This window comes from Shewanella sp. SM32, assembly GCF_025654235.1.
In the GTDB taxonomy this organism is placed as follows: domain Bacteria; phylum Pseudomonadota; class Gammaproteobacteria; order Enterobacterales; family Shewanellaceae; genus Shewanella; species Shewanella oncorhynchi.
On sequence record NZ_JAKKRO010000046.1, the window covers coordinates 1 to 18,855 of the forward strand.

The window sequence follows — 18,855 nt, forward strand, 5'->3', positions numbered from 1 at the left end:
TAAATTGACCTGTATAACTCCTTACCAAGGTTTCCTTTTAAAATTTTAAAACGGTACTTCGGAGTCCAAACAATATGATATTTGCAACGCCAATAAACATGTGATGAACTTCTATAATCGCCCATGCTTTTCGTTTCCTCTTACTTGTGGTGAATAAGAAGTCTCTTTTAGCATGGGCGTAATTCAGGCTATAGCCTCAAGGAACAATCACCACCGCCAGAGGCGGTGGTTTTGGGATGACAATAAAAATACACATAACGGATGGCTAGACCACTCGTACAACAGCCATTCTATCGTTATCCCATATGCCACTTCAGTACTAAACCCACACTGGTACTGCAAACCATAAATAAGAACAGGCAGTCATCAACCCTACACGCCAACATGGCGCAAACTGATGCTGCCTAATATCCGACACATTACCTTTGTAATCAATGCATTATTATTGATTATATCGGCCCGCCCAGCAAACAAAAAACGTGCCGAGCGGCCAATATTGCCATCACTAATCCCATGCGCGCTAACGCACAGACGTTCAATATTTAGCAGGTCATGCTGAATGTACGGTTCATGCACTCTTGCACTACACCGGGTTACTTGAGGTTTATATGAAAAAATTCACAGAACAACATAAATCCATCGATAACGATGCACAGAATTCCAACACCAACAAAGCCAATCCTCCCGTCGTAGCCCGCAACCGTCAGATGATCAAAACCACAGTTGCAGATAAAGCTAAACAAGACGTGGATACCAGTAAAAGCACACACAATAAGCGAGGTTGAAGAACTTAAATCAAACGACAAGGAAGATAACTGGACTGAAAAAGAGCCAAATCATCACTCGTTAGCCTAGAACGTGACGAACAAACAGGGAAAAGTTTCATTGATTAAGTGCAAAAACTAAACCATGCAGTAACACACTGCGTTTAGCTCAAGCCGATGCAACCCTTAGTGTACCGGCCCTCTTTACTCAGAGGAGTAGCTCATGAATTTCCGTGGCGTCAAATTACTCACTCATACCAACTGACTCAAAAATGGGGCTATTCACCAGCATATTGACTGTGCATGGTGCAATAACAAACCTAAAGACCACACTCGGTGCACTGTTTCCGAGAAAGGAATTTCAAATGAACATCAATAAAAATCAACAACCACAGCAATATCCAATCGGTTTACAGCGAGCCAAGCACTTCTTATTGGCAGGCTGTATTGCAACAGCGCTCGTGGGCTGTAGTTCAACGCCATTGACTAAGACCGCAGAAATGGAACGGGCTGAACACACCATTGCCCGCGCTGAGCAAGCAAGAGTCGGCCAATATGCCTCAAATGAACTGGCACAGGCCAGACTTAAACTTCAATCTGCAAGCAGCGCATTACTCAATATGGACACTGTCAGCGCCGATCGTTACGCCATAGAGGCGAGCCTTGAGGCCGAACTGGCACAAGCTCGCGCTGAGCTGGCACAAGCCAATAGCGTCAATAATGAAATGAAAAACAATATCAGCATACTGCAGCAAGAAATGTTGCGCCGTTCAGGAGGAATTCAGTAATGAAAAAACTTATCGCTTCGTCGGGTCTGCCTTTACGTTTTAGCCAAATACTGGCATATAGCCTACTCCTAACCACTGTAGCAGCTTGTAGCAGTACGCCCAAAATAGCTGAAGGCATCGGTGATATCCGTACAGAACTTAATAAACTGCAAGCGAATAATGAACTGGCAATTTTAGCCCCTGCTGCCATTAAACAAGCTGAAGAAGCCGTTCGCGCTGCTGAACAACCGGTAAAAGATGAGCAACAATCACAGCACCTAGTGTTTGTTGCTGATAAGAAAGTCAATATTGCCTTAGCTCAAGCGCAGAGCCGCTTTGCCGAGGATCAACACAAAGTCCTCGCTAAAAAACGCGATGACGCCAGATTGGATGCTCGCACCACAGAGGCCAATCAAGCCCATCAAGATGCGCGACTAGCCCGTGCTGATGCTGCAGATGCGCGTCAGGAAACGACCGAACTGCAAGCCCTGCTCACATTGCTGAATGCCCGTCAGTCAGAACGTGGTTGGGTCGTAACCTTAGGTGATGTTTTATTTGACACTGCCAAAGCGGATCTTAAGTCATCGACCAGTCAACATCTAACCAACCTAGCGAACTTTCTGAACAAGTATCCCGCGCGTGGTGCCATGATTGAAGGGTATACAGATAGTGTAGGCAGTGAACAATACAATCTGGGTTTATCGCAGCAAAGAGCTGATAGTGTTAGCCATTTTTTACAAGGAAAAGGGATCCAATCCAATCGGCTCAGTAGCCTAGGTAAAGGTGAAAGCTCACCGGTTGCCAATAATGAGTCCGCCAGTGGCCGCCAGTGGCCGCCAGCAAAACCGTCGGGTTGAAGTCATCCTCACCGACACCGCACAGGCTCCACAGTAGCTATCACTTAATCATATTAAGATTTCAGCGTGATCCTTGCTGACATTTGAATCGAGTCTCATCGCTAATAAGATGAACAGCGCAGAAATTAAGGAGATCAGTAAAAAGCAAAAAGCCCCATCTTTCGATGGGGCTTTTTGCAATTTGGCGGAGCGGACGGGACTCGAACCCGCGACCCCCGGCGTGACAGGCCGGTATTCTAACCAACTGAACTACCGCTCCAAATTCTTCCATATCCAAATATTTGACAGGTATCTAACCCACTAACCCCAGCGTGACAGGCCGCTGATGTTAAAACGATAGTCTAACCAACTGAACTACCGCTCCAAATTTTTCCATATACAAGTATTTGACAGGTATCTAACCCGCTAACTCCAACGTGACAGGCCGCTGATGTTAAAACAGAACGATAATTCAACACACTTATCAAGGCTCTGCTTAAGATGCGAAGAATAATACGGTTGAGCCCTGCAGGCGTCAACCGTTTTTTTACTTCGATTTATCATTTGATTAAAAAAAAGCCAAATCAATTGCAGACCTTGATTTATATCCCAAATATCGCTGCAACGTTCCAGTTCAAAGTCATAAATCAAACACATTAAGCAACGCTTGGCTAACGGTCTTTATCTGCCTCATCTGGCATTGTAAGATCGATTTCATCTAATGAAGGCGCTGCGGGTGAATTTGCAGATGCTTCATTTAATAAACGTAACTCCGCGGCAGCTAAGGCCTGCGCCAAACTTTGGCGCTTACGCCACACAATTAATCCCACCACGCCTAAGACTAATAAGATAGCGTTGACTGTAATGATCCAGAACATTGCATCTTTCTTCGCAAGCTCTTCTTCCTCTGCCGCTTTTTGTGCAGCAACAGCAGCCAACTCTTCAGCACTTGGTGGTGGTTCTGGTGGTTGAATTAAGTTAAAGAAAAGCTCAGGTAAATCCAGCACGATTTCACGACCAGTGACAGTCGTCGTCGCCACAAAACCTTTAATTCGATAACTACCAAACTCTGTCACTGTAGGTAAATCTAATTCAGAGTCAGGCTCAGTGAGACCATTAACAACCAAAGGCAGTTGCAAGCCAGCAGGGCCGACTAACTCAAAGGAAAAATGCGTCTCAGCCAGCTGCAACACTGTCTTATCCACGTGTAACATGACTTTCCATTGCCCTGTTAGCGGATCGTCAGGGGTAATGACTTCTAGATTAATTGGCCGAGGTGACAATTTAAACGGGAATGAAACCTGCCGTTCAAACACATTATTACGTGCCTGCACGACAAACTCATAATCACCCCAAGGCTGCTTTATATTGATATTGCTGGTAAATACACCATCGTCGGGTTTTTCATCGTAATCTTCACCATTGTCTTTATAGGAACCAACAATAATGTCACCCGCGGCAAAGTTTTCATCGCCCGCCTTATGTTTACTCACAAAATGTGCCGTCCATTCGACTAAATAATCTAACCCAGGCATACGCACACGCTGCTCGTCACCCATTAACTGCGCGACAATTTTAACTTGTTCACCTTGGAAGATTGGCTGTGGTAAAGGCTGAACTTCGATTTCGAGTTTAGAGAGCTTCTTAAGGGTTGAACCAGAGACGACCTTGCCCACCAACTGCCAAGGTCCGGGCTGTGGTGACTCAATGTAAATAATATCGCCCGTTATACCATCAACCCACTTAACGGTTTCTGGATGACGATTGGCATACCATTTACTGCCATCGGGTAACACTATGACCACAGGCGCAGAGCCATATTCACGCTCCACTAATAAGGTCATGTTATCGACCATATGATCAATACGAAAACGGTTTTTAAGCTCGGAAGCCGTCTCCAATCCTACAATCGGCGTAGCCTTGGGCGGCTTGACGACTTTTTTAGCGGGATCTAGGTCAGCGGCCAATACACTCGCCACACTAAATAACAGCATAGTGGCAAGCAGGCAAAAAGCTAAAATGGGTTTATGGCGCGACATCGGCATAGTAATTCTTCTATCCTCTCCAGAGGCATTTACCTGATTTTGCGACTAAATCAAGGCGTTGTTCATGCATTGTCAGTTCATCGGCCGATGCGCCAATCACTTTAAGATTAAGTGATTGCGGATCAAAACGTTGAATCCCCCCCGCTTCCTGCCCCGCTTCTTCGTTAGACAAATTAAACTTTGTCTGCCCGCCAGTCATGATCAGATAAACATCAGCGAGGATCTCGGCATCGAGTAATGCGCCGTGGTACTCGCGGCGAGAAGTATCGACGCCGTAACGCTTACAGAGAGCGTCGAGATTGTTTTTCTGGCCGGGATGTAAAAACTTAGCAATCTCTAAGGTATCGAGGATCTGACAAATATCAGCGGTTTTCGGACCACGCGGCTGCAGCAGTGAAAACTCATGATCCATGAAGTTCACGTCGAAGTTCGCGTTATGTGCGACGATTTCAGCGCCGTCGATAAAGTTGATAAACTCTTGAGCAATTTGATGGAAACGCGGCTCTTTAGCCACGCGCTCATCGGTAATACCGTGAACAGCGATAGCTTCGGGATCAATTGCTTGACCTGGATTGATATATTGGTGGTAATAACGCCCCGTCAAACGACGGTTTACCACTTCCACACAACCAATCTCGATGATCCTATGGCCTAAATAGATGGCGCCGCTGCCCTGGTTCATACCTGTGGTTTCGGTATCTAAAATAACCTGACGGCTAGCATTAGAGATAATATTCATGTTTTTATGCGCTTCTTATGACAATTTTTAGTTATACTCGGCCGAAATTCCCGGCTATGGTAACAATTTGATGACTGAACTAAAACTGATCCACATCTTTACCGACGGCTCTTGCTTAGGCAATCCCGGTCCTGGCGGCTATGGCATTGTAATGAATTATAAAGGCCATACAAAGGAGATGTCCGACGGTTTTGCGCTCACGACCAATAATCGCATGGAATTGTTAGCCCCAATCATAGCGTTAGAAAGCTTGAAAGAGCCTTGCCAAGTCGTGCTCACCAGCGACAGCCAATATATGCGCCAAGGCATAATGACATGGATCCATGGCTGGAAGAAAAAAGGTTGGATGACATCAAACCGTACCCCAGTCAAAAACGTTGACCTATGGAAACGATTAGATAAAGCCTCACAGATGCACACAATCGACTGGCAATGGGTTAAAGGTCACGCAGGACACGCCGAAAACGAACGTTGCGATGTGTTAGCTCGCACCGCGGCAGAATCTAAACCAACCCAACCCGATTTAGGTTATCAGCCTTAACCCAGTACTACTCAGTGTAAACTCGCTAAATTCGAAAAAGTAAGTTCGATGCCATCACGCCTAAGTTAAGCACTTGGGCGTGATGACTTATTTCACTACTCATCTCACTGTCAGCTCACTATTTATGAGCCATTGCTATCAAACGGTTTATTTCAGTTCCACACCTGCAATATTGAAAAAATTCTCACAAAACAGCACAAAAGCTTGACCTAGGGATGTCGCCTGACGGCTCTTATGGGTGATGCGATAAAACTGCCGCTCGAGTACGAGTCCCTCAATAGTGACTAACGCCAACTCTTTACGACTGATTTCTTTCTCCAGCGCCAGCTCAGATAACACCCCAAGCCCAGCACCTTGTTTCACCGCCAGTTTAATTGCATCCGGCGTAGTAAAGCAGAATTTAGCTTCTGGCTGCATATCCAACTCATTGGCGGCATTGACAAAATACTCACGAGTACCCGAGCCTTCTTCACGTAACACCCATGACTGGCCTTTAACCGCCGCAGGTTTAACCACTTTCCCCGCCAGAGGATGCGCCGGATGACAAAACACCAGCAGTCTATCCTTGTGCCATGCCTCGACACTTAAACGATTGTCGGTGCAATGGCCTTCAATAAAACCCATTTCAGAGCGGAACTGAGCAACCGCTTGGATCACATCTTGAGTATTAGTAATCGCCACATCCACATGGGTTTGAGTATGTTGCTGACAAAATGCCACTGCGGCTTTCGCCATTAGATAATTGCCGATTGTCGAACTGGCGCTGATGCTTAAACGCCCAACCAGATCACCACCATGATAAGTAAATGCCTGCTCAATTTGTTCAACACGGTGTAATAGATCCGTTGCCAATGGCAGCAGTAAATTACCCTGCGAGTTAAGCTGTAATCGATTGCCAATACGTTCAAATAGGCGGGCATTTAGCTGCTTTTCTAATTCAGCCAAGGCCATAGATGTAGCAGGTGGTGATAAATTCACTTGTTCAGCCGCCTTTGCGACTTGGCCGCTACGTGCGACAGCCTCAAATACTGCCAGTTGTCTTAAGGTGATCCGCATATAAAAACCTGTACTTAAAATGGAAATGGCTTGTCAGTTTTCCGAATGCTCTGATAAATGCCCCGAACGACCCGCGGTCGGCGCCGTGGTCCAATTTGTCTGCCGCACCTTACGTTTATCGCGAATAGGTGTGAGTGGCGACTCGAGTTTACGTGCCACAATCAAATACAAACTGCCCGCGCTAGGAAGCCATGACGCTAAACTCTGTTGAAAAAATCTACCTTGGGTAAACTCGCCCATTAATGGGTGATAGACCAAACGCTCATCTCCCACCACTTGATAACCTAATAAACCTAACCAATCTCGCACCCTCGAAGGCATAAAAAAACGGCCATTCCAAGGAAGACAATCCTGATATTTAGGCCATAACTTACCCAAAAATACCGGACTTAAGGGATTAAAACCGACGATAAAAAGATAGCCTCCGGCGATGAGTACCCTATCGGTTTCGCGAAGAATACGGTAAGGATCGGGTTCAAATTCGAGCAATAGACTCATTACCACCGCATCTATCGCCGCATTCTGCAGGGGTAGATGGCAAAAATCGCCTTCAATAGAGGCGCCTTTTGATGGCGAGAGTGAAAAATGATGGGCGACAGGCGATGCCATGCTCGACAATTCGGCACTCAAAGGCCCTAACTTTAATAAATGATAACCAAAGACTCTTGGCCACCACTCTTCAAGCTGTTTAGCGACGGCTTGCTGTAGTGCCTCACCATTGGGTAGGTCACTCCATTGTTCGGGCTTGAGCTCAGTACTAAAATGCGACACAGAGTTCCTCCGTTAGCTGGGTAGACAAGTATCCAATGGGGTCAAAGATGACCAACATTCTGCCACAGGGCAAAAGCGGCAAAGGTCGCCAAGGGCCGTTCACTCATGGATAATACCTTTATCTTCAAATTGAAATACAGACATAGGCAGTTCTATGCTCACTATAACAGCGATCAAAGCCTTTAATGACAATTATATCTGGGTGTTACAACAACAGCCCCATACTCAGGTTTATGTTGTCGATCCCGGCGATGCAAATGTGGTCATTAACTACCTGCAAGCCAATCAACTCACGCTAGCGGGCATTTTACTGACCCACCACCACAATGACCATACGGGTGGCGTAGCAGCGCTTCAAGCCTATAGTCATAATAGACTCACGGTTTATGGCCCAGATAATGAGAAGATCGAAGGAATCACACATCCACTGCACGCAAAATCCAAGCCCAAATTCACGCTGGAGTATCTCAGCGCTGATCTGCAAGTCTTAGATGTACCAGGCCACACAGCAGGACATATAGCCTACGTTGTTGAAGATGCCTTATTTTGCGGTGACACCCTGTTTAGCGGCGGCTGCGGACGCTTATTTGAAGGTACGCCAGCGCAAATGCTCAACTCACTACAGCAACTTGCCCAGCTTCCCGCCGACACTCGGGTTTATTGTGCCCATGAGTACACACTTTCAAACCTCAAATTTGCCCTCGCGGTCAATCCCAACAATCGCGAGCTCCAAGACTATAACGAACGCGCGATGCAGTTACGTCGCCAAGACAAAGCGACTGTTCCCTCCACCATCGCTTTAGAGCGTGCCATCAATCCTTTTTTACGCCCTAGCGACATTGAAATTGTCGATAACATAAAACAGCATTTTAGCGGTCTAAATCACGCAAATTTAGACGAACTCAGCGGTTTTACCTTACTCAGACAGTGGAAAGATAATTTTTGATCACAAAAGCAATATTATAGATTGAAATTCAAACAGTTTTTCTCATTTTTGATGATGTAAGTCAAAAATGGCCTTACATTATGTACGATAATTAAGGGACAAGATCGAAAAGATCCCATAGAATGGCTCGTTTTGCGTGAAAACTTTGCGCGCTGCGTCGTCTTTATCTTCATATAAAACATACTGTTACTATAAAGAAAAGCGATGCACTAACAGAGGACTACCGTTTTCAATGAGAGTATCACTTTATGTTGTTGTAGGGGGATTTGCCCTACTCACAGGCTGTCAAACATTAGACAACCATGGCGTTAACCAAACAGAAGTTGAAGCCGTCACAACCGAAAATACAGTCCCAGAATATTACCTCGCAACCGAGGCTCCATCGGCGCAAATTACCGATGTGTGGGAGCGAATTCGTCAAGGCATGCAGTTACCGGTTCCAGATCAAAAATTGGTGAATCAATACCGTGATTGGTACATCAAAAATCCACAGCATCTGGCGATCATCTCGGAACGTGCTGCACCTTATATGTACATGATTGTAGAAGAACTTGAAAAGCGTCATCTTCCTATTGAGATAGCTTTGTTACCCATAATTGAAAGCGCCTTTGATCCTTCCGCATCATCGACTGGCGCGGCATCGGGTCTGTGGCAATTTACCACACCTATGGCCAGTCATTTCGGTTTAGAAATGAGCTGGTGGTATGACGGTCGCCGTGATGTCCCCGCATCAACGACTGCGGCGCTCGATATGCTGGAATACCTCTACGATAAAACCAATAACAATTGGCTTTATGCCATTGCTGCCTATAACTCGGGTGAATCACGGGTGCTCAATGCGATCAAACGTAACGAGAAAAAAGGCTTAAAAACGGATTTTTGGTCATTGGATTTGCCCAGAGAGACGGAGCGCTATGTGCCGCAACTGCTCGCACTGGCAGAAGTCATTAAACACGCTGATGAATATGGCATATCTTTAGCGCCAATCGACAACAATCCCACTATTGAAGTGGTTGATATTGATAGCCAAATTGATTTAGCCATGGCGGCAGGTTTTGCCAATATGACCACGCTTGAGTTACAAAAACTCAACCCAGGTTATAACCGCTGGGCTACGTCGCCACTTGGTCCGCACACCTTAGTGCTACCAATTGATAAATCGGAAGAATTTAAAAAAGCGCTCGCTGAAACAGAAACCGAAGATAGGATCAGCTGGTTACGTTACACGATCAAATCTGGCGATAGCATTGGCAAGATTGCTACGCAGCACCATACGACCGTTGCCGCTATTCGCGCCGCCAACGGCATGAAAAGCAACACGATCGTCGCAGGCAAGCATTTGATTATTCCTGTCGATGCGCAAGACAAGCAACTTTATGCCCTGTCAACTAAGCAGCAATTGCCGAAAAAATCACATGCTGCAGTTGAATCAACAAAAATTGCTTATCAGGTTAAGTCAGGAGACACACTCTCAGAAATAGCCCAAGCCCATAAAGTGACGGTGAAACAACTCAGCACTTGGAACAAATTGGCTAAGAATAGCAAGCTACAAAACGGTCAGAAGTTAGTGATCTTAGCACCAAAGGAGCTTGAGCAAACCGCACAAATTCGTACTGTCAGTTACAAGGTAAAATCCGGTGATTCACTTGCCCGTATCGCCAATAAATTTAACGTAACTGTTGCCGAGCTACTCGAGTGGAATAGCCTAGCGCAATCACAGTATTTACAACCAGGCCAAGTGATCAAATTAGTGGTTGATGAAACTAAGTTGAGTGCGTAAGGACTACACTGGCACATAGTTCGAACGGATTAGTGCTATAAATCCTAAGCAAAATTGAGCCATAGATAACAAAAAGGCAGCAACCCTATCGGATTGCTGCCTTTTTCTATATGAGAGGCGACGTTATTCCATCGTCAGTAATAAGACAACAGGCGCCATAACAACGGCATCAGACTCTAATGCTTTAGCGGCAAAATGCGCTTCTAGGCGAGCACCATCTGCAGGTATTCCTGCAAATGCTTTGGGCGGAATACTAAATGAAGTCGTGATCACTTTCCCTGCAGCCAATTGGCTATCACGTAATGCTTGGGTAAACATCATATCATCCGACCAAGCCCACAGACGTTTTCCCTCCTGCGTTACCAACCACAAATCCGCCGTCATCCCAGAGTTATAACGTAGGCCGACAGCATAAGTTTGTGGATTTGTCACAGTCAATGTCGCCTTTACCGGCTGCTTAAAATCGATAAAAGGTTCTAAAGTTAATTCGCCGCGAAGCAGGCCTTGTGCCTTTTCTGCCATCACAGGTTCAGCCTTTAATGTCGGAGTGCTTTTAAGCCCAGAAACATCGAGCGCCAGATCGGCAGCGCGAATAATCTCAGGCTGAACGGCCGCAGCTGTTGTAGTCTCACCCTTGGTTGACTGACTCGTGTCAGCGGCTTCGGGCGCCGAGCACCCAACAAGTTGCCCGCCGACAAAAGCACTCGCGCAAACAAGTAATGCGTAACGCGTTGAAGCAACCATTAAAAACCGCCTAGTTTTTTCAATAAGGAGTCTTTTAATTTTTCCTTAGCTTTGTCGGTTTCTTCCTTTAGCTGATTATTCAGTAAGGCTTTAGTATCCAAAGCATATTCAGGTTTTTGGAAAGTGCCTGTAATCGCCAACGGAATGTCAACTCCAGCCAGCGCATCTTTGTCGCTACCGCCCTGACCCTTCAATGAATTCACTAGGCTAGCGGTTAGTCTGTAGTCCAAGGCTTCAGTCAATAAATTCGCAGTGCCTTTACCATCCAAACGCAGTAAAGGCGAAGACAAGGCAAGATCTGGATTCGTGGCAACGCCATTATCCAACGAGAAACTGCCCGTCAGACTCGAGAAGTCAGTTTTGCGCTCCGCCTTCGTTTCTGGCGATAAGTCACCCTTTAACTTAGCTTGGGCGCTGCGGATCATCTGTGGAATATTTACCCCGTACAGAGCACCATCATTAATATCAAAATGACCATTCGCTAACAGGTTTTTCTTTAACTGCTCAGGGATCAAACTCTTACCTTTCCCCTTCACATCAAAGTTGGCTGTACCGGCCAATAAATCCACATCCGCCGCATCTTTCAGCAAAGGACGAATTTGTACGCCCGTCACTTTTTTATCAAATTGATAACTCGCCACTGCTTGACGAGCATCAACCTGAGCGCTCACCAGCAACTGACCTTGATATAAATCCGCATTCAGTTTCGTCAGATCTAACACGCCATTTTTAATGCCCACATCCATTAACCAATTTTGAGTCGACAGATTCGCGACCTTAATAGACTTAACAGTCAACTTGAGTTTTACATCAAGCTGCTTAAGGGCTGAGAGATCAGGCTCAACTGCCTGAGTGTTTGCTGCTAGCGCTTGTTCAGCGGTGGCGGTGGCCTCTGTTTTAGGTAACAGTGTATCTAAATCAATATCGCCAACTTGAAAATCAGCATTAATTTGTGGAATTTTCGTACCATAATTAACACCTACTTTACCCGCAGCGGTAATGCTCGCCGCGGTAAGCTGCGCAATATCGACGGACAATTGCTGTTTATCAAGGGCGATTTGAGTTGCTAAGCTGACAGATGTTTCGAGTTTCTTGTTCGGAATACTCTCACCTTCCACCACAGTATCAATTTTCAGCCCATTGATAACGAGTTGTTTAAAGTCTCGACTGAGTTTTAGTTCACCTTTAGCTTCGCTACTTACCGTCATATCCGGCATAGTTGCACTGAATTCAAAGGCGATGGGCGCAAATTGTTCTAAAGCGAACTCACCTAGGGTGAAGCTACTTAAGGTAAAGACTTGTGTCTGCTTATTAGCTTCGTCAATCATATTAATTTGGGTATTGGTGATAGAAATGCCACCAATATTAATGTCGTTAAGTTTGGCATTCGATAAGGATCCGGCAGCAGCTGGAGACGCTGTTTTTGGGCTATTATCGCCGCTCAACCCATCGAAACTGCTAGTGCCATTTTTACGGGTGACTAAATTGATCGTTGCGCCATCGAGACTCAATTCTGCAATTTCAATTTTCTGACTAAACAACGGCATTAGCGCCACTTCAGCAACGGCTTTTTTGACTTCTAACATAGCCTTAGGCGTAAAGCCTTCAGGGTTAGATAAAGACACCCCTCCTAAATTAATCCCTATAACAGGGAAAAATGTCCAAGATAAATCGTCAGTAATGACTAATTCACGACCCGTTTGTTTTTTTACGGCATCGACTATTTCAGGTTTAAAATCATTAGGGTCGAAAAAGACGGTGAGATAAACGGTAACTAAAAGAATGAGCGTCACCATTAAGGCTAAGAGCCACTTAATGAATTTCATATAAATATCCTTATCAAAAACAACTTGAATTTATAGCAACTAATGCATTTAGAAATGTTAATTTAAAAATGCAAAGTTCAACATTTCATCACTTACTGCAATACCATTTTCATCAGCATAGAGCATCATACCAGGCTTAACCGTCACGCCCCCCATATCGACAGCCACATTAATTTGGCCTTGACCTAACTTTTCGGTTTTTATCGGCATAGCCCCTAAGGCAAAGACACCTAAGCTGAAAGTATTTAATCTCGCCACATCGCGAACACAACCATTAATCACTATCCCTTGCCAACCATTATCTAAGGCGCTCTGCGCTATGAGATCCCCTAACAATGCGCGGCGCAGAGAACCGCCCCCATCGACAACGAGCACTTTTCCATGCCCATCCTGTGCAAGTATCTCTTTTACCTTTGAATTATCCTCAAAGCACTTTACTGTGACTATCTCGCCCCAGAAGAGCCGTTTACCACCAAAGGGTTTAAATGCAAGGGGAAGTAACTGTAATTTAGACGGATAGTGGTCGAATAAATCTGGTAGTAGATCAAGCATTTGAATCTCCATGATAGTCTATAACTTTAGACTACTCATTATTGTAGACCCCGACAAGGTCAAAGCAAAAATCAGCGGAATTTTTTATTTCATTTTAACGTGCAAAGGCTTGGTGTATATTGGCATAAGCATTATAATCTGCGATAGTTAACGTCCTATGACACTCTTTAAAGTTTCATAAATTTGTTCCCACACCTCTTTGTTATAAAGCGAAAACCAAATGACAACTGATCTTGATTTACAGAGCGCAATCGCAGCTCTTGATGAGTATGGATATGATAAGAAAGTCTCAACGGATCTTGAGCAAGCACGTAACAAGCAACAAATGGGTAAATATATTAAATCTCTCGACTATAGTTTACGTCGATTATTGATATTACAAGAAACCGTTAATGAGTTAGTTGAAGAAAAGAAACATCAATTAGCTCAGCAAGAGAATATTCAAACCTACAAAACAAAAATCATTAACTTGTCTAGAGAATTTAACATTTCTTACGATGAAGTATTAGCGCTGATGGCATCATCTAAATCTAAGAAGTAAGTTTATCGCCATTGTGCTCTATCACCACGCAGTGAAATTGTTTGATTAACATCTGCATATGCCATATAACGAAATATATACTTTTTCGGTTATATGGCAGAATTTTTGGCTTTTCATTATTCGCACAGTGTTAACGATTTCATTTCATAAGTAACAATGCCAACTTATGTTAAGCTCACACTATACCTGTCTAGCTATTTGGCATAAAAAAGCAGAGCCTAAGCTCTGCTGATTTATATCAATATGCGAACTTATTTGCTCTGCATTAATTGGCGAATATATTTCACTGGTGCACTACCATAACTCAAGAATGTTTCGTGGAAAGTTTTAAGGTCAAAATCTTTACCTTGCGATTTTTTGTATTCTTCACGGAAATCATAGATTTCTCGATAACCTGAATAGTAACTCGTCAGTTGCACTTGACTAAGTGTCGCACGGCGCCACTTTCCTTCGGCTTCAGCTTGCTGTTGGAAGGCTTCATTCATCATCAGGGCAATAGCTTGGTCTTCGGTCATGCCTTTCACATGAATGCTATAATCCAAAATCGTGTTACATATAACACGTAAATTCCACTTGTAGTACATCAACCACATTTCAGGCTCAAAATTTCCATAGCCTTCTTCTAACATCATACGCTCGGTATAAACCGCCCAACCTTCAACCATAGCGCCATTGCCAAATAAACTTTTCACTAAACTCGGAGATTGATTAGAATAAACGAGTTGAGTGTAGTGCCCTGGGATGGCTTCATGAATATTGAGGATTTGCAGGATCCAGTGATTATATTCACGTAAGTAACTCTCGGCAGACTCATCACTCATGCCATCGAGCGGCGTCACGTTATAATAAGTATTACCTGACTTCTCATAGGGTCCAGGCGCACTAATTGATGCACCGGCATAACCACGCATATATTCGGGCGTTTCACGGACAACGAGTGGTTTTTTAGGATCTAATGTGACTAGTTTTTTCTTATTTACAAATTCAATCAGCTCTGGAATTTGCTTACGCACTTCATTCACGAATTCATCGCGCTGAACATGCTGAGTCGATAATTTATCGATTAATTGGCGAATGGCGAGCTTACTGTCAGCGGGCTTTGGCATAGTAAAATATTTAGGCCATAACTTATCGGTAATTTTAGCCATTTCTCCTTGAACACGCTCTTTATCGGCTACGGCTTTTTGATATAGCTGTTTCGCCGTCATCCCCGCTTGGATATCAAAGGCAAATTTTTGCTCATATAATGCCTCGCCAATTCTAAAACTACGTGCTCCATCTTTTTTAAGTTGAACCACTAATTTGTCTAACCAAGCGATATGGCCGTTAATCGCGGCAGTTGCTGCATCGAAACGCGTTTTAAATAACGCTTTTTCCGCATCAGTCAGACCAGAGTCGGCGACCTGTTTTAATAAGTCATCGGAAAAAACCGAAAATGCACCTTGATTCTGCAGCACTGCTAACTCAGAGTGCTCCAATGTTGGTTTGCTAATGTTCGCCTGCGCAGCAGCATAATAAGCTGGCACATTTTCTAAACGCGCTAATACCGAACGTAATCTGTCATCTAATGGAGCGAAATTTTCATTGATGATTTGGGCAAAACCGCCCGATACGTTGTAACTTGAAGGATCCCACTGCCAAGATTTAAAACTGTCAATTTCCCATGCCATACTACCGAGTAAATTGTCGATCAGATGGTAATCAATCAGTTCATTCGGCGTTAGCGACTTTTGCTCGAACTGAGTCAATTGCGCTTGCTGAGCTTTCACAAACGCTAAGGTCTTTGCTCGACCTGCTGCATCGGGGATTTCAAGGTAACCATCGTTAACATGCTTGCCACTGTATAAGGCCCAAGTCGGTGACAATTCCCACAATGAATCAATAAAGGATGCTGAAAATTGCTCAAATGAGTGGGCTTTAATTTCAGGTGCGACCACGGGCGCGATTTGACTCGTATGGGACTGACAACCAGCAAGGCTGGCCAGCGATAGCACTATCGCAAGGGAAATAGCGTTTTTTTTCATTATTATGGGTCCTTTGTTGAGATTTATCAGGCATACAAAAATTACCTCAGTTAATCATATTGCCCCAATAATTGCAGCTATGTTAGCCATGAATACATGTGTGGTTACAAAATTGTAAGTTCTCAATATATTGCCGCCTATCATTCGCCTATTCGACGTTTAAGCCCCTCTTTACCAAACACACACAAATAATGATAATCGCCTATTCTGTTTCACCTCCTGCTATAATATCGCCCTGCTCCACTGTTCATGCTTTAGCGTAACAGTTTGCTTATACATTATTGACCTGACCCTTTACCTGAGACATTCAATGCCATTTTCCAAACTTGGATTAAGCGATCCGATTTTAAGAGCCATTACTGAGCTCGGCTATTCACAACCTACTCCGATCCAAGAAAAAGCCATTCCGGTGATCTTGAAAGGCAAAAACCTGCTTGCTGGCGCGCAAACAGGTACAGGTAAAACCGCCAGTTTTGTGTTGCCTATACTGCAAATGTTCGCCGAGATGCCGAAAATCCGTGCTAAACGCGTTCGTGCATTAATCTTAACACCAACCCGCGAATTGGCCGTTCAGGTAGAAGACAATATTGCCAAGTACGCAAAATACCTGCCGCTGACGTCTATGGCCATGTATGGTGGCGTGGATTCCGCACCGCAGAAACAACGTCTTATTGAAGGCGTCGATATTCTGGTGGCAACACCCGGTAGATTGCTCGATATGTACACCCAAAGAGCGATTCATTTCGATGAAATCTCGGTATTAGTCCTAGATGAAGCCGATAGAATGCTCGATATGGGATTTATCGAAGACATCAATAAGATCATCGAACGTCTGCCAACAGAACGCCAAAATCTGTTGTTTTCGGCAACCTTATCTAAGCAAGTGCGCTTTTTAGCGAAAACAGCGGTTGAAAACCCAGTCGAAATTGAAATTGCCCGCGACAGCGCAAACGCACCGCAAATCGACCAATGGTTGATCACTGTCGATAAAGATAAAAAGTCGGCACTGTTAAGCAAACTCATCACTGAGCAAGCGTGGGAACAGGCACTGATCTTTATCCAGACGAAACAAGGCGCCGCCAAACTGGTTAGTCAACTCGAAAAACGTGGCATTGCCGCCGAAGCCATTCACAGCGGTCGCAGCCAAGCGGTACGCGAGCAATTATTAGTGGATTTTAAATCTGGCAAACTACGCTTTTTAGTCGCGACTGGCGTTGCTTCCCGCGGTATCGATATCGACGCCCTCACCCGTGTGGTCAATTATGATTTGCCCGATGAAGCCGATGATTATATTCACCGTATCGGCCGAACCGGTCGTGCTGGCGCCTGCGGCGAAGCCATTTCCTTTGTTTCTAAAGATGATTTTAGGAATCTATGTGCTATCGAGCGCCGTCTAGGTCACCTCATAGTGCGTAAAGAAATTGAAGGCTTTGTGCCGAACAAAGAAGTGCCTGTGTCTATTCTCGATTTTGTGCCCAAAAATACTACGCCAAAAACCTTTAAAGCTCGGGCACCTGAGGCCAGATCCTCGCGCCCCGCGAAAGAAGGCTCCTTTGAAACCGCCCATGCGAAAAAGCATCGCAGCGCGAAATCAAAGCCAGAGGTTAAAGCCAATGTAACACGGCCGCAATCTATTCAGACTGACAACGGTAACGAGACAACAGGTCGCAGCGCGCCCTTTAATCCGTGGAATAGCGGCCCTAAAACCAAGTAATGACTCAGTACAAGTCGTGACTTATTAGATATAAAAACTCATTAAGATAGAAGATATTAGCATGATTACATTTAGCACCAATCTAGGCGACATCACTATAGAACTCGATTTTGAACATGCGCCTGTCAGTTCAAAAAACTTTGTCCGCTATTGTGAAGAAGGCTTCTTTGAACACACGATTTTTCACCGAGTGATCAAAGGCTTTATGATCCAAGGCGGCGGGTTTACCGCAAAAATGAAGGAAAAACCGACCCACGAGCCTATTGTTAACGAAGCCAACAAAGGCCTAAGTAACACCATAGGCACAATCGCTATGGCTCGCACCGATGCGCCTCACTCGGCCACCGCGCAATTCTTCATCAACACAGCCAATAATGACTTTTTAGACCATACTGCCACCACCAATAACGGTTGGGGCTACGCGGTATTTGGTAAGGTTACGGCGGGAATGGACATTATCCAGCAAATTGAGAAAGTCAAAACCTCCACGGTCGCTGGCCACGAAGACGTGCCCCGTGAACCTATCGTCATCGAGAAAGTAACGATTAATATCCAAAGTTAATTTTTAAAACAATAAGACTTTTTCGTTAATATGATTAATCGCTCAGTTTTAGTTAAGCGATTAATCATTTCCCCAAAGTTATTTAGTTAACTTTTCAGTACCATTCAACGCAATTTCATTTTATATAAACCTAAAAACACTAAATCCCCAATACAAAATCACTTAGTATAAAATCAACTGATGGATTATTTAAGCGTTGCCATTATTGACTTAAGACTACTACATATAAAATTAACCTCACAATATAGACCTCTTTCAAACAATGTTATTCATCATAAAAGCTGAAAAACAGCAGCACATACCTGACATCAATATCTTATACTAGCCGCACAAGTTGATAATATTAAAACAATACACCAACCATAATCCTTATGGTAAAAAGAGGCTTAACTTGCCATCTGATATAGATAAAAAAACCATATCTGTATCTATTATCATTTCTTGCTAATGCTTATTATCCCTATTTATTTTTAAGCCAGAATCATTACTACCTTAAGCAGCGAATCCTATTCAGATAAGCAGAGAAAGCTTGCTATAGTGATCAGAAAATGATGTTTCTATTGGATTCTAATAAGCTATATCGTAACTTCTGTGTCTTTGTTGATTAAACCAGAACTCTCATGACAAAACTTTTTGACTAGAGATAG

The 18,855-nt window shown here is 44.2% G+C and carries 18 protein-coding genes and 1 tRNA gene; 9 read left to right on the forward strand and 10 right to left on the reverse strand.

The genetic code is table 11. From position 1 onward, the window contains the following. Nucleotides 1-125, reverse strand: a 125-nt coding sequence (locus tag L5M10_RS16790) for a transposase (RefSeq protein WP_263197725.1), incomplete at its 3' end; no start/stop codon positions are given. Between the two features lie 483 nt (nucleotides 126-608). On the opposite strand from L5M10_RS16790, the gene L5M10_RS16795 reads away from it, so the two are divergent. The 3 genes from L5M10_RS16795 (at nucleotide 609) to L5M10_RS16805 (ending at nucleotide 2,388) form a co-directional block, all read left to right on the forward strand. Continuing rightward, nucleotides 609-785: a hypothetical protein gene (locus L5M10_RS16795; RefSeq protein ID WP_263161017.1), complete on the forward strand. Its 177-nt coding sequence runs from the start codon at nucleotides 609-611 to the stop codon at nucleotides 783-785. 344 nt (nucleotides 786-1,129) lie between these two features. Further along, complete coding sequence (locus tag L5M10_RS16800; protein ID WP_131525782.1) at nucleotides 1,130-1,552, forward strand: DUF4398 domain-containing protein; 423 nt, start codon at nucleotides 1,130-1,132, stop codon at nucleotides 1,550-1,552. Next, nucleotides 1,552-2,388 (forward strand): OmpA family protein, encoded by an 837-nt coding sequence (locus tag L5M10_RS16805; protein WP_263255615.1) that lies wholly within the window; start codon nucleotides 1,552-1,554, stop codon nucleotides 2,386-2,388. The genes L5M10_RS16800 and L5M10_RS16805 overlap by 1 nt, the downstream gene beginning before the upstream one ends. Nucleotides 2,389-2,570: 182 nt before the next feature. Here L5M10_RS16805 and L5M10_RS16810 read toward each other — a convergent pair. From L5M10_RS16810 to dnaQ, 3 genes are all read right to left on the reverse strand, one after another. Beyond that, nucleotides 2,571-2,647 (reverse strand) — tRNA-Asp (locus tag L5M10_RS16810). A gap of 391 nt (nucleotides 2,648-3,038) precedes the next feature. Beyond that, nucleotides 3,039-4,412 carry a TIGR03503 family protein gene (locus L5M10_RS16815; RefSeq protein WP_263255616.1) on the reverse strand — a complete coding sequence of 458 codons (1,374 nt, stop codon included), beginning with the start codon at nucleotides 4,410-4,412 and terminating at the stop codon, nucleotides 3,039-3,041. Between the two features lie 10 nt (nucleotides 4,413-4,422). Then, nucleotides 4,423-5,151 (reverse strand): DNA polymerase III subunit epsilon, encoded by a 729-nt coding sequence (dnaQ, locus tag L5M10_RS16820; RefSeq protein WP_173496648.1) that lies wholly within the window; start codon nucleotides 5,149-5,151, stop codon nucleotides 4,423-4,425. Nucleotides 5,152-5,221: 70 nt separating this feature from the next. Here dnaQ and rnhA point away from each other — a divergent pair, with 70 nt between their 5' ends. Further along, nucleotides 5,222-5,692 (forward strand): ribonuclease HI, encoded by a 471-nt coding sequence (rnhA, locus tag L5M10_RS16825; protein ID WP_006081489.1) that lies wholly within the window; start codon nucleotides 5,222-5,224, stop codon nucleotides 5,690-5,692. Between the two features lie 147 nt (nucleotides 5,693-5,839). On the opposite strand, the gene L5M10_RS16830 is transcribed toward rnhA, so the two are convergent. Beyond that, entirely contained in the window at nucleotides 5,840-6,748 is a 909-nt protein-coding gene (locus L5M10_RS16830) for a LysR substrate-binding domain-containing protein (RefSeq protein ID WP_263255618.1), read from the reverse strand. 33 nt (nucleotides 6,749-6,781) lie between these two features. Next, nucleotides 6,782-7,519: a class I SAM-dependent methyltransferase gene (locus L5M10_RS16835; protein WP_263255619.1), complete on the reverse strand. Its 738-nt coding sequence runs from the start codon at nucleotides 7,517-7,519 to the stop codon at nucleotides 6,782-6,784. 154 nt (nucleotides 7,520-7,673) lie between these two features. Here L5M10_RS16835 and gloB point away from each other — a divergent pair, with 154 nt between their 5' ends. Both gloB and L5M10_RS16845 read left to right on the forward strand, forming a co-directional pair. After that, nucleotides 7,674-8,465: a hydroxyacylglutathione hydrolase gene (gene gloB, locus L5M10_RS16840; protein ID WP_263255620.1), complete on the forward strand. Its 792-nt coding sequence runs from the start codon at nucleotides 7,674-7,676 to the stop codon at nucleotides 8,463-8,465. 232 nt (nucleotides 8,466-8,697) lie between these two features. Further along, entirely contained in the window at nucleotides 8,698-10,245 is a 1,548-nt protein-coding gene (locus L5M10_RS16845; protein ID WP_263255621.1) for a LysM peptidoglycan-binding domain-containing protein, read from the forward strand. Between the two features lie 123 nt (nucleotides 10,246-10,368). Here L5M10_RS16845 and L5M10_RS16850 read toward each other — a convergent pair whose 3' ends face one another. From L5M10_RS16850 to L5M10_RS16860, 3 genes are read right to left on the reverse strand one after another with little or no spacing between them, the layout of a single operon-like run. Continuing rightward, nucleotides 10,369-10,989, reverse strand: coding sequence for a BsuPI-related putative proteinase inhibitor (locus L5M10_RS16850; RefSeq protein ID WP_263161005.1), 621 nt, complete (start codon nucleotides 10,987-10,989; stop codon nucleotides 10,369-10,371). After that, nucleotides 10,989-12,815, reverse strand: coding sequence for an AsmA family protein (locus tag L5M10_RS16855; protein ID WP_263255622.1), 1,827 nt, complete (start codon nucleotides 12,813-12,815; stop codon nucleotides 10,989-10,991). The genes L5M10_RS16850 and L5M10_RS16855 overlap by 1 nt, the downstream gene beginning before the upstream one ends. Nucleotides 12,816-12,872: 57 nt before the next feature. Then, the gene (locus tag L5M10_RS16860) at nucleotides 12,873-13,367 is read right to left on the reverse strand and encodes a putative 4-hydroxy-4-methyl-2-oxoglutarate aldolase (RefSeq protein ID WP_028760092.1); all 495 of its coding nucleotides are present in this window, start codon (nucleotides 13,365-13,367) and stop codon (nucleotides 12,873-12,875) included. 220 nt (nucleotides 13,368-13,587) lie between these two features. Between L5M10_RS16860 and L5M10_RS16865 the strand changes: the two genes are divergently transcribed. Continuing rightward, nucleotides 13,588-13,908: a hypothetical protein gene (locus tag L5M10_RS16865; RefSeq protein ID WP_028760093.1), complete on the forward strand. Its 321-nt coding sequence runs from the start codon at nucleotides 13,588-13,590 to the stop codon at nucleotides 13,906-13,908. Nucleotides 13,909-14,159: 251 nt separating this feature from the next. Here the strand turns inward: L5M10_RS16865 and L5M10_RS16870 are convergent, their stop codons facing one another. Beyond that, nucleotides 14,160-15,932, reverse strand: a complete 1,773-nt coding sequence (locus tag L5M10_RS16870; RefSeq protein WP_263161001.1) for a DUF885 domain-containing protein — start codon at nucleotides 15,930-15,932, stop codon at nucleotides 14,160-14,162. A 310-nt stretch (nucleotides 15,933-16,242) separates the two neighbouring features. On the opposite strand from L5M10_RS16870, the gene L5M10_RS16875 reads away from it, so the two are divergent. Further along, nucleotides 16,243-17,646 (forward strand): DEAD/DEAH box helicase, encoded by a 1,404-nt coding sequence (locus L5M10_RS16875; protein WP_105252329.1) that lies wholly within the window; start codon nucleotides 16,243-16,245, stop codon nucleotides 17,644-17,646. A gap of 61 nt (nucleotides 17,647-17,707) precedes the next feature. After that, entirely contained in the window at nucleotides 17,708-18,208 is a 501-nt protein-coding gene (locus L5M10_RS16880; protein WP_263138382.1) for a peptidylprolyl isomerase, read from the forward strand. Nucleotides 18,209-18,855 lie beyond the last annotated feature (647 nt).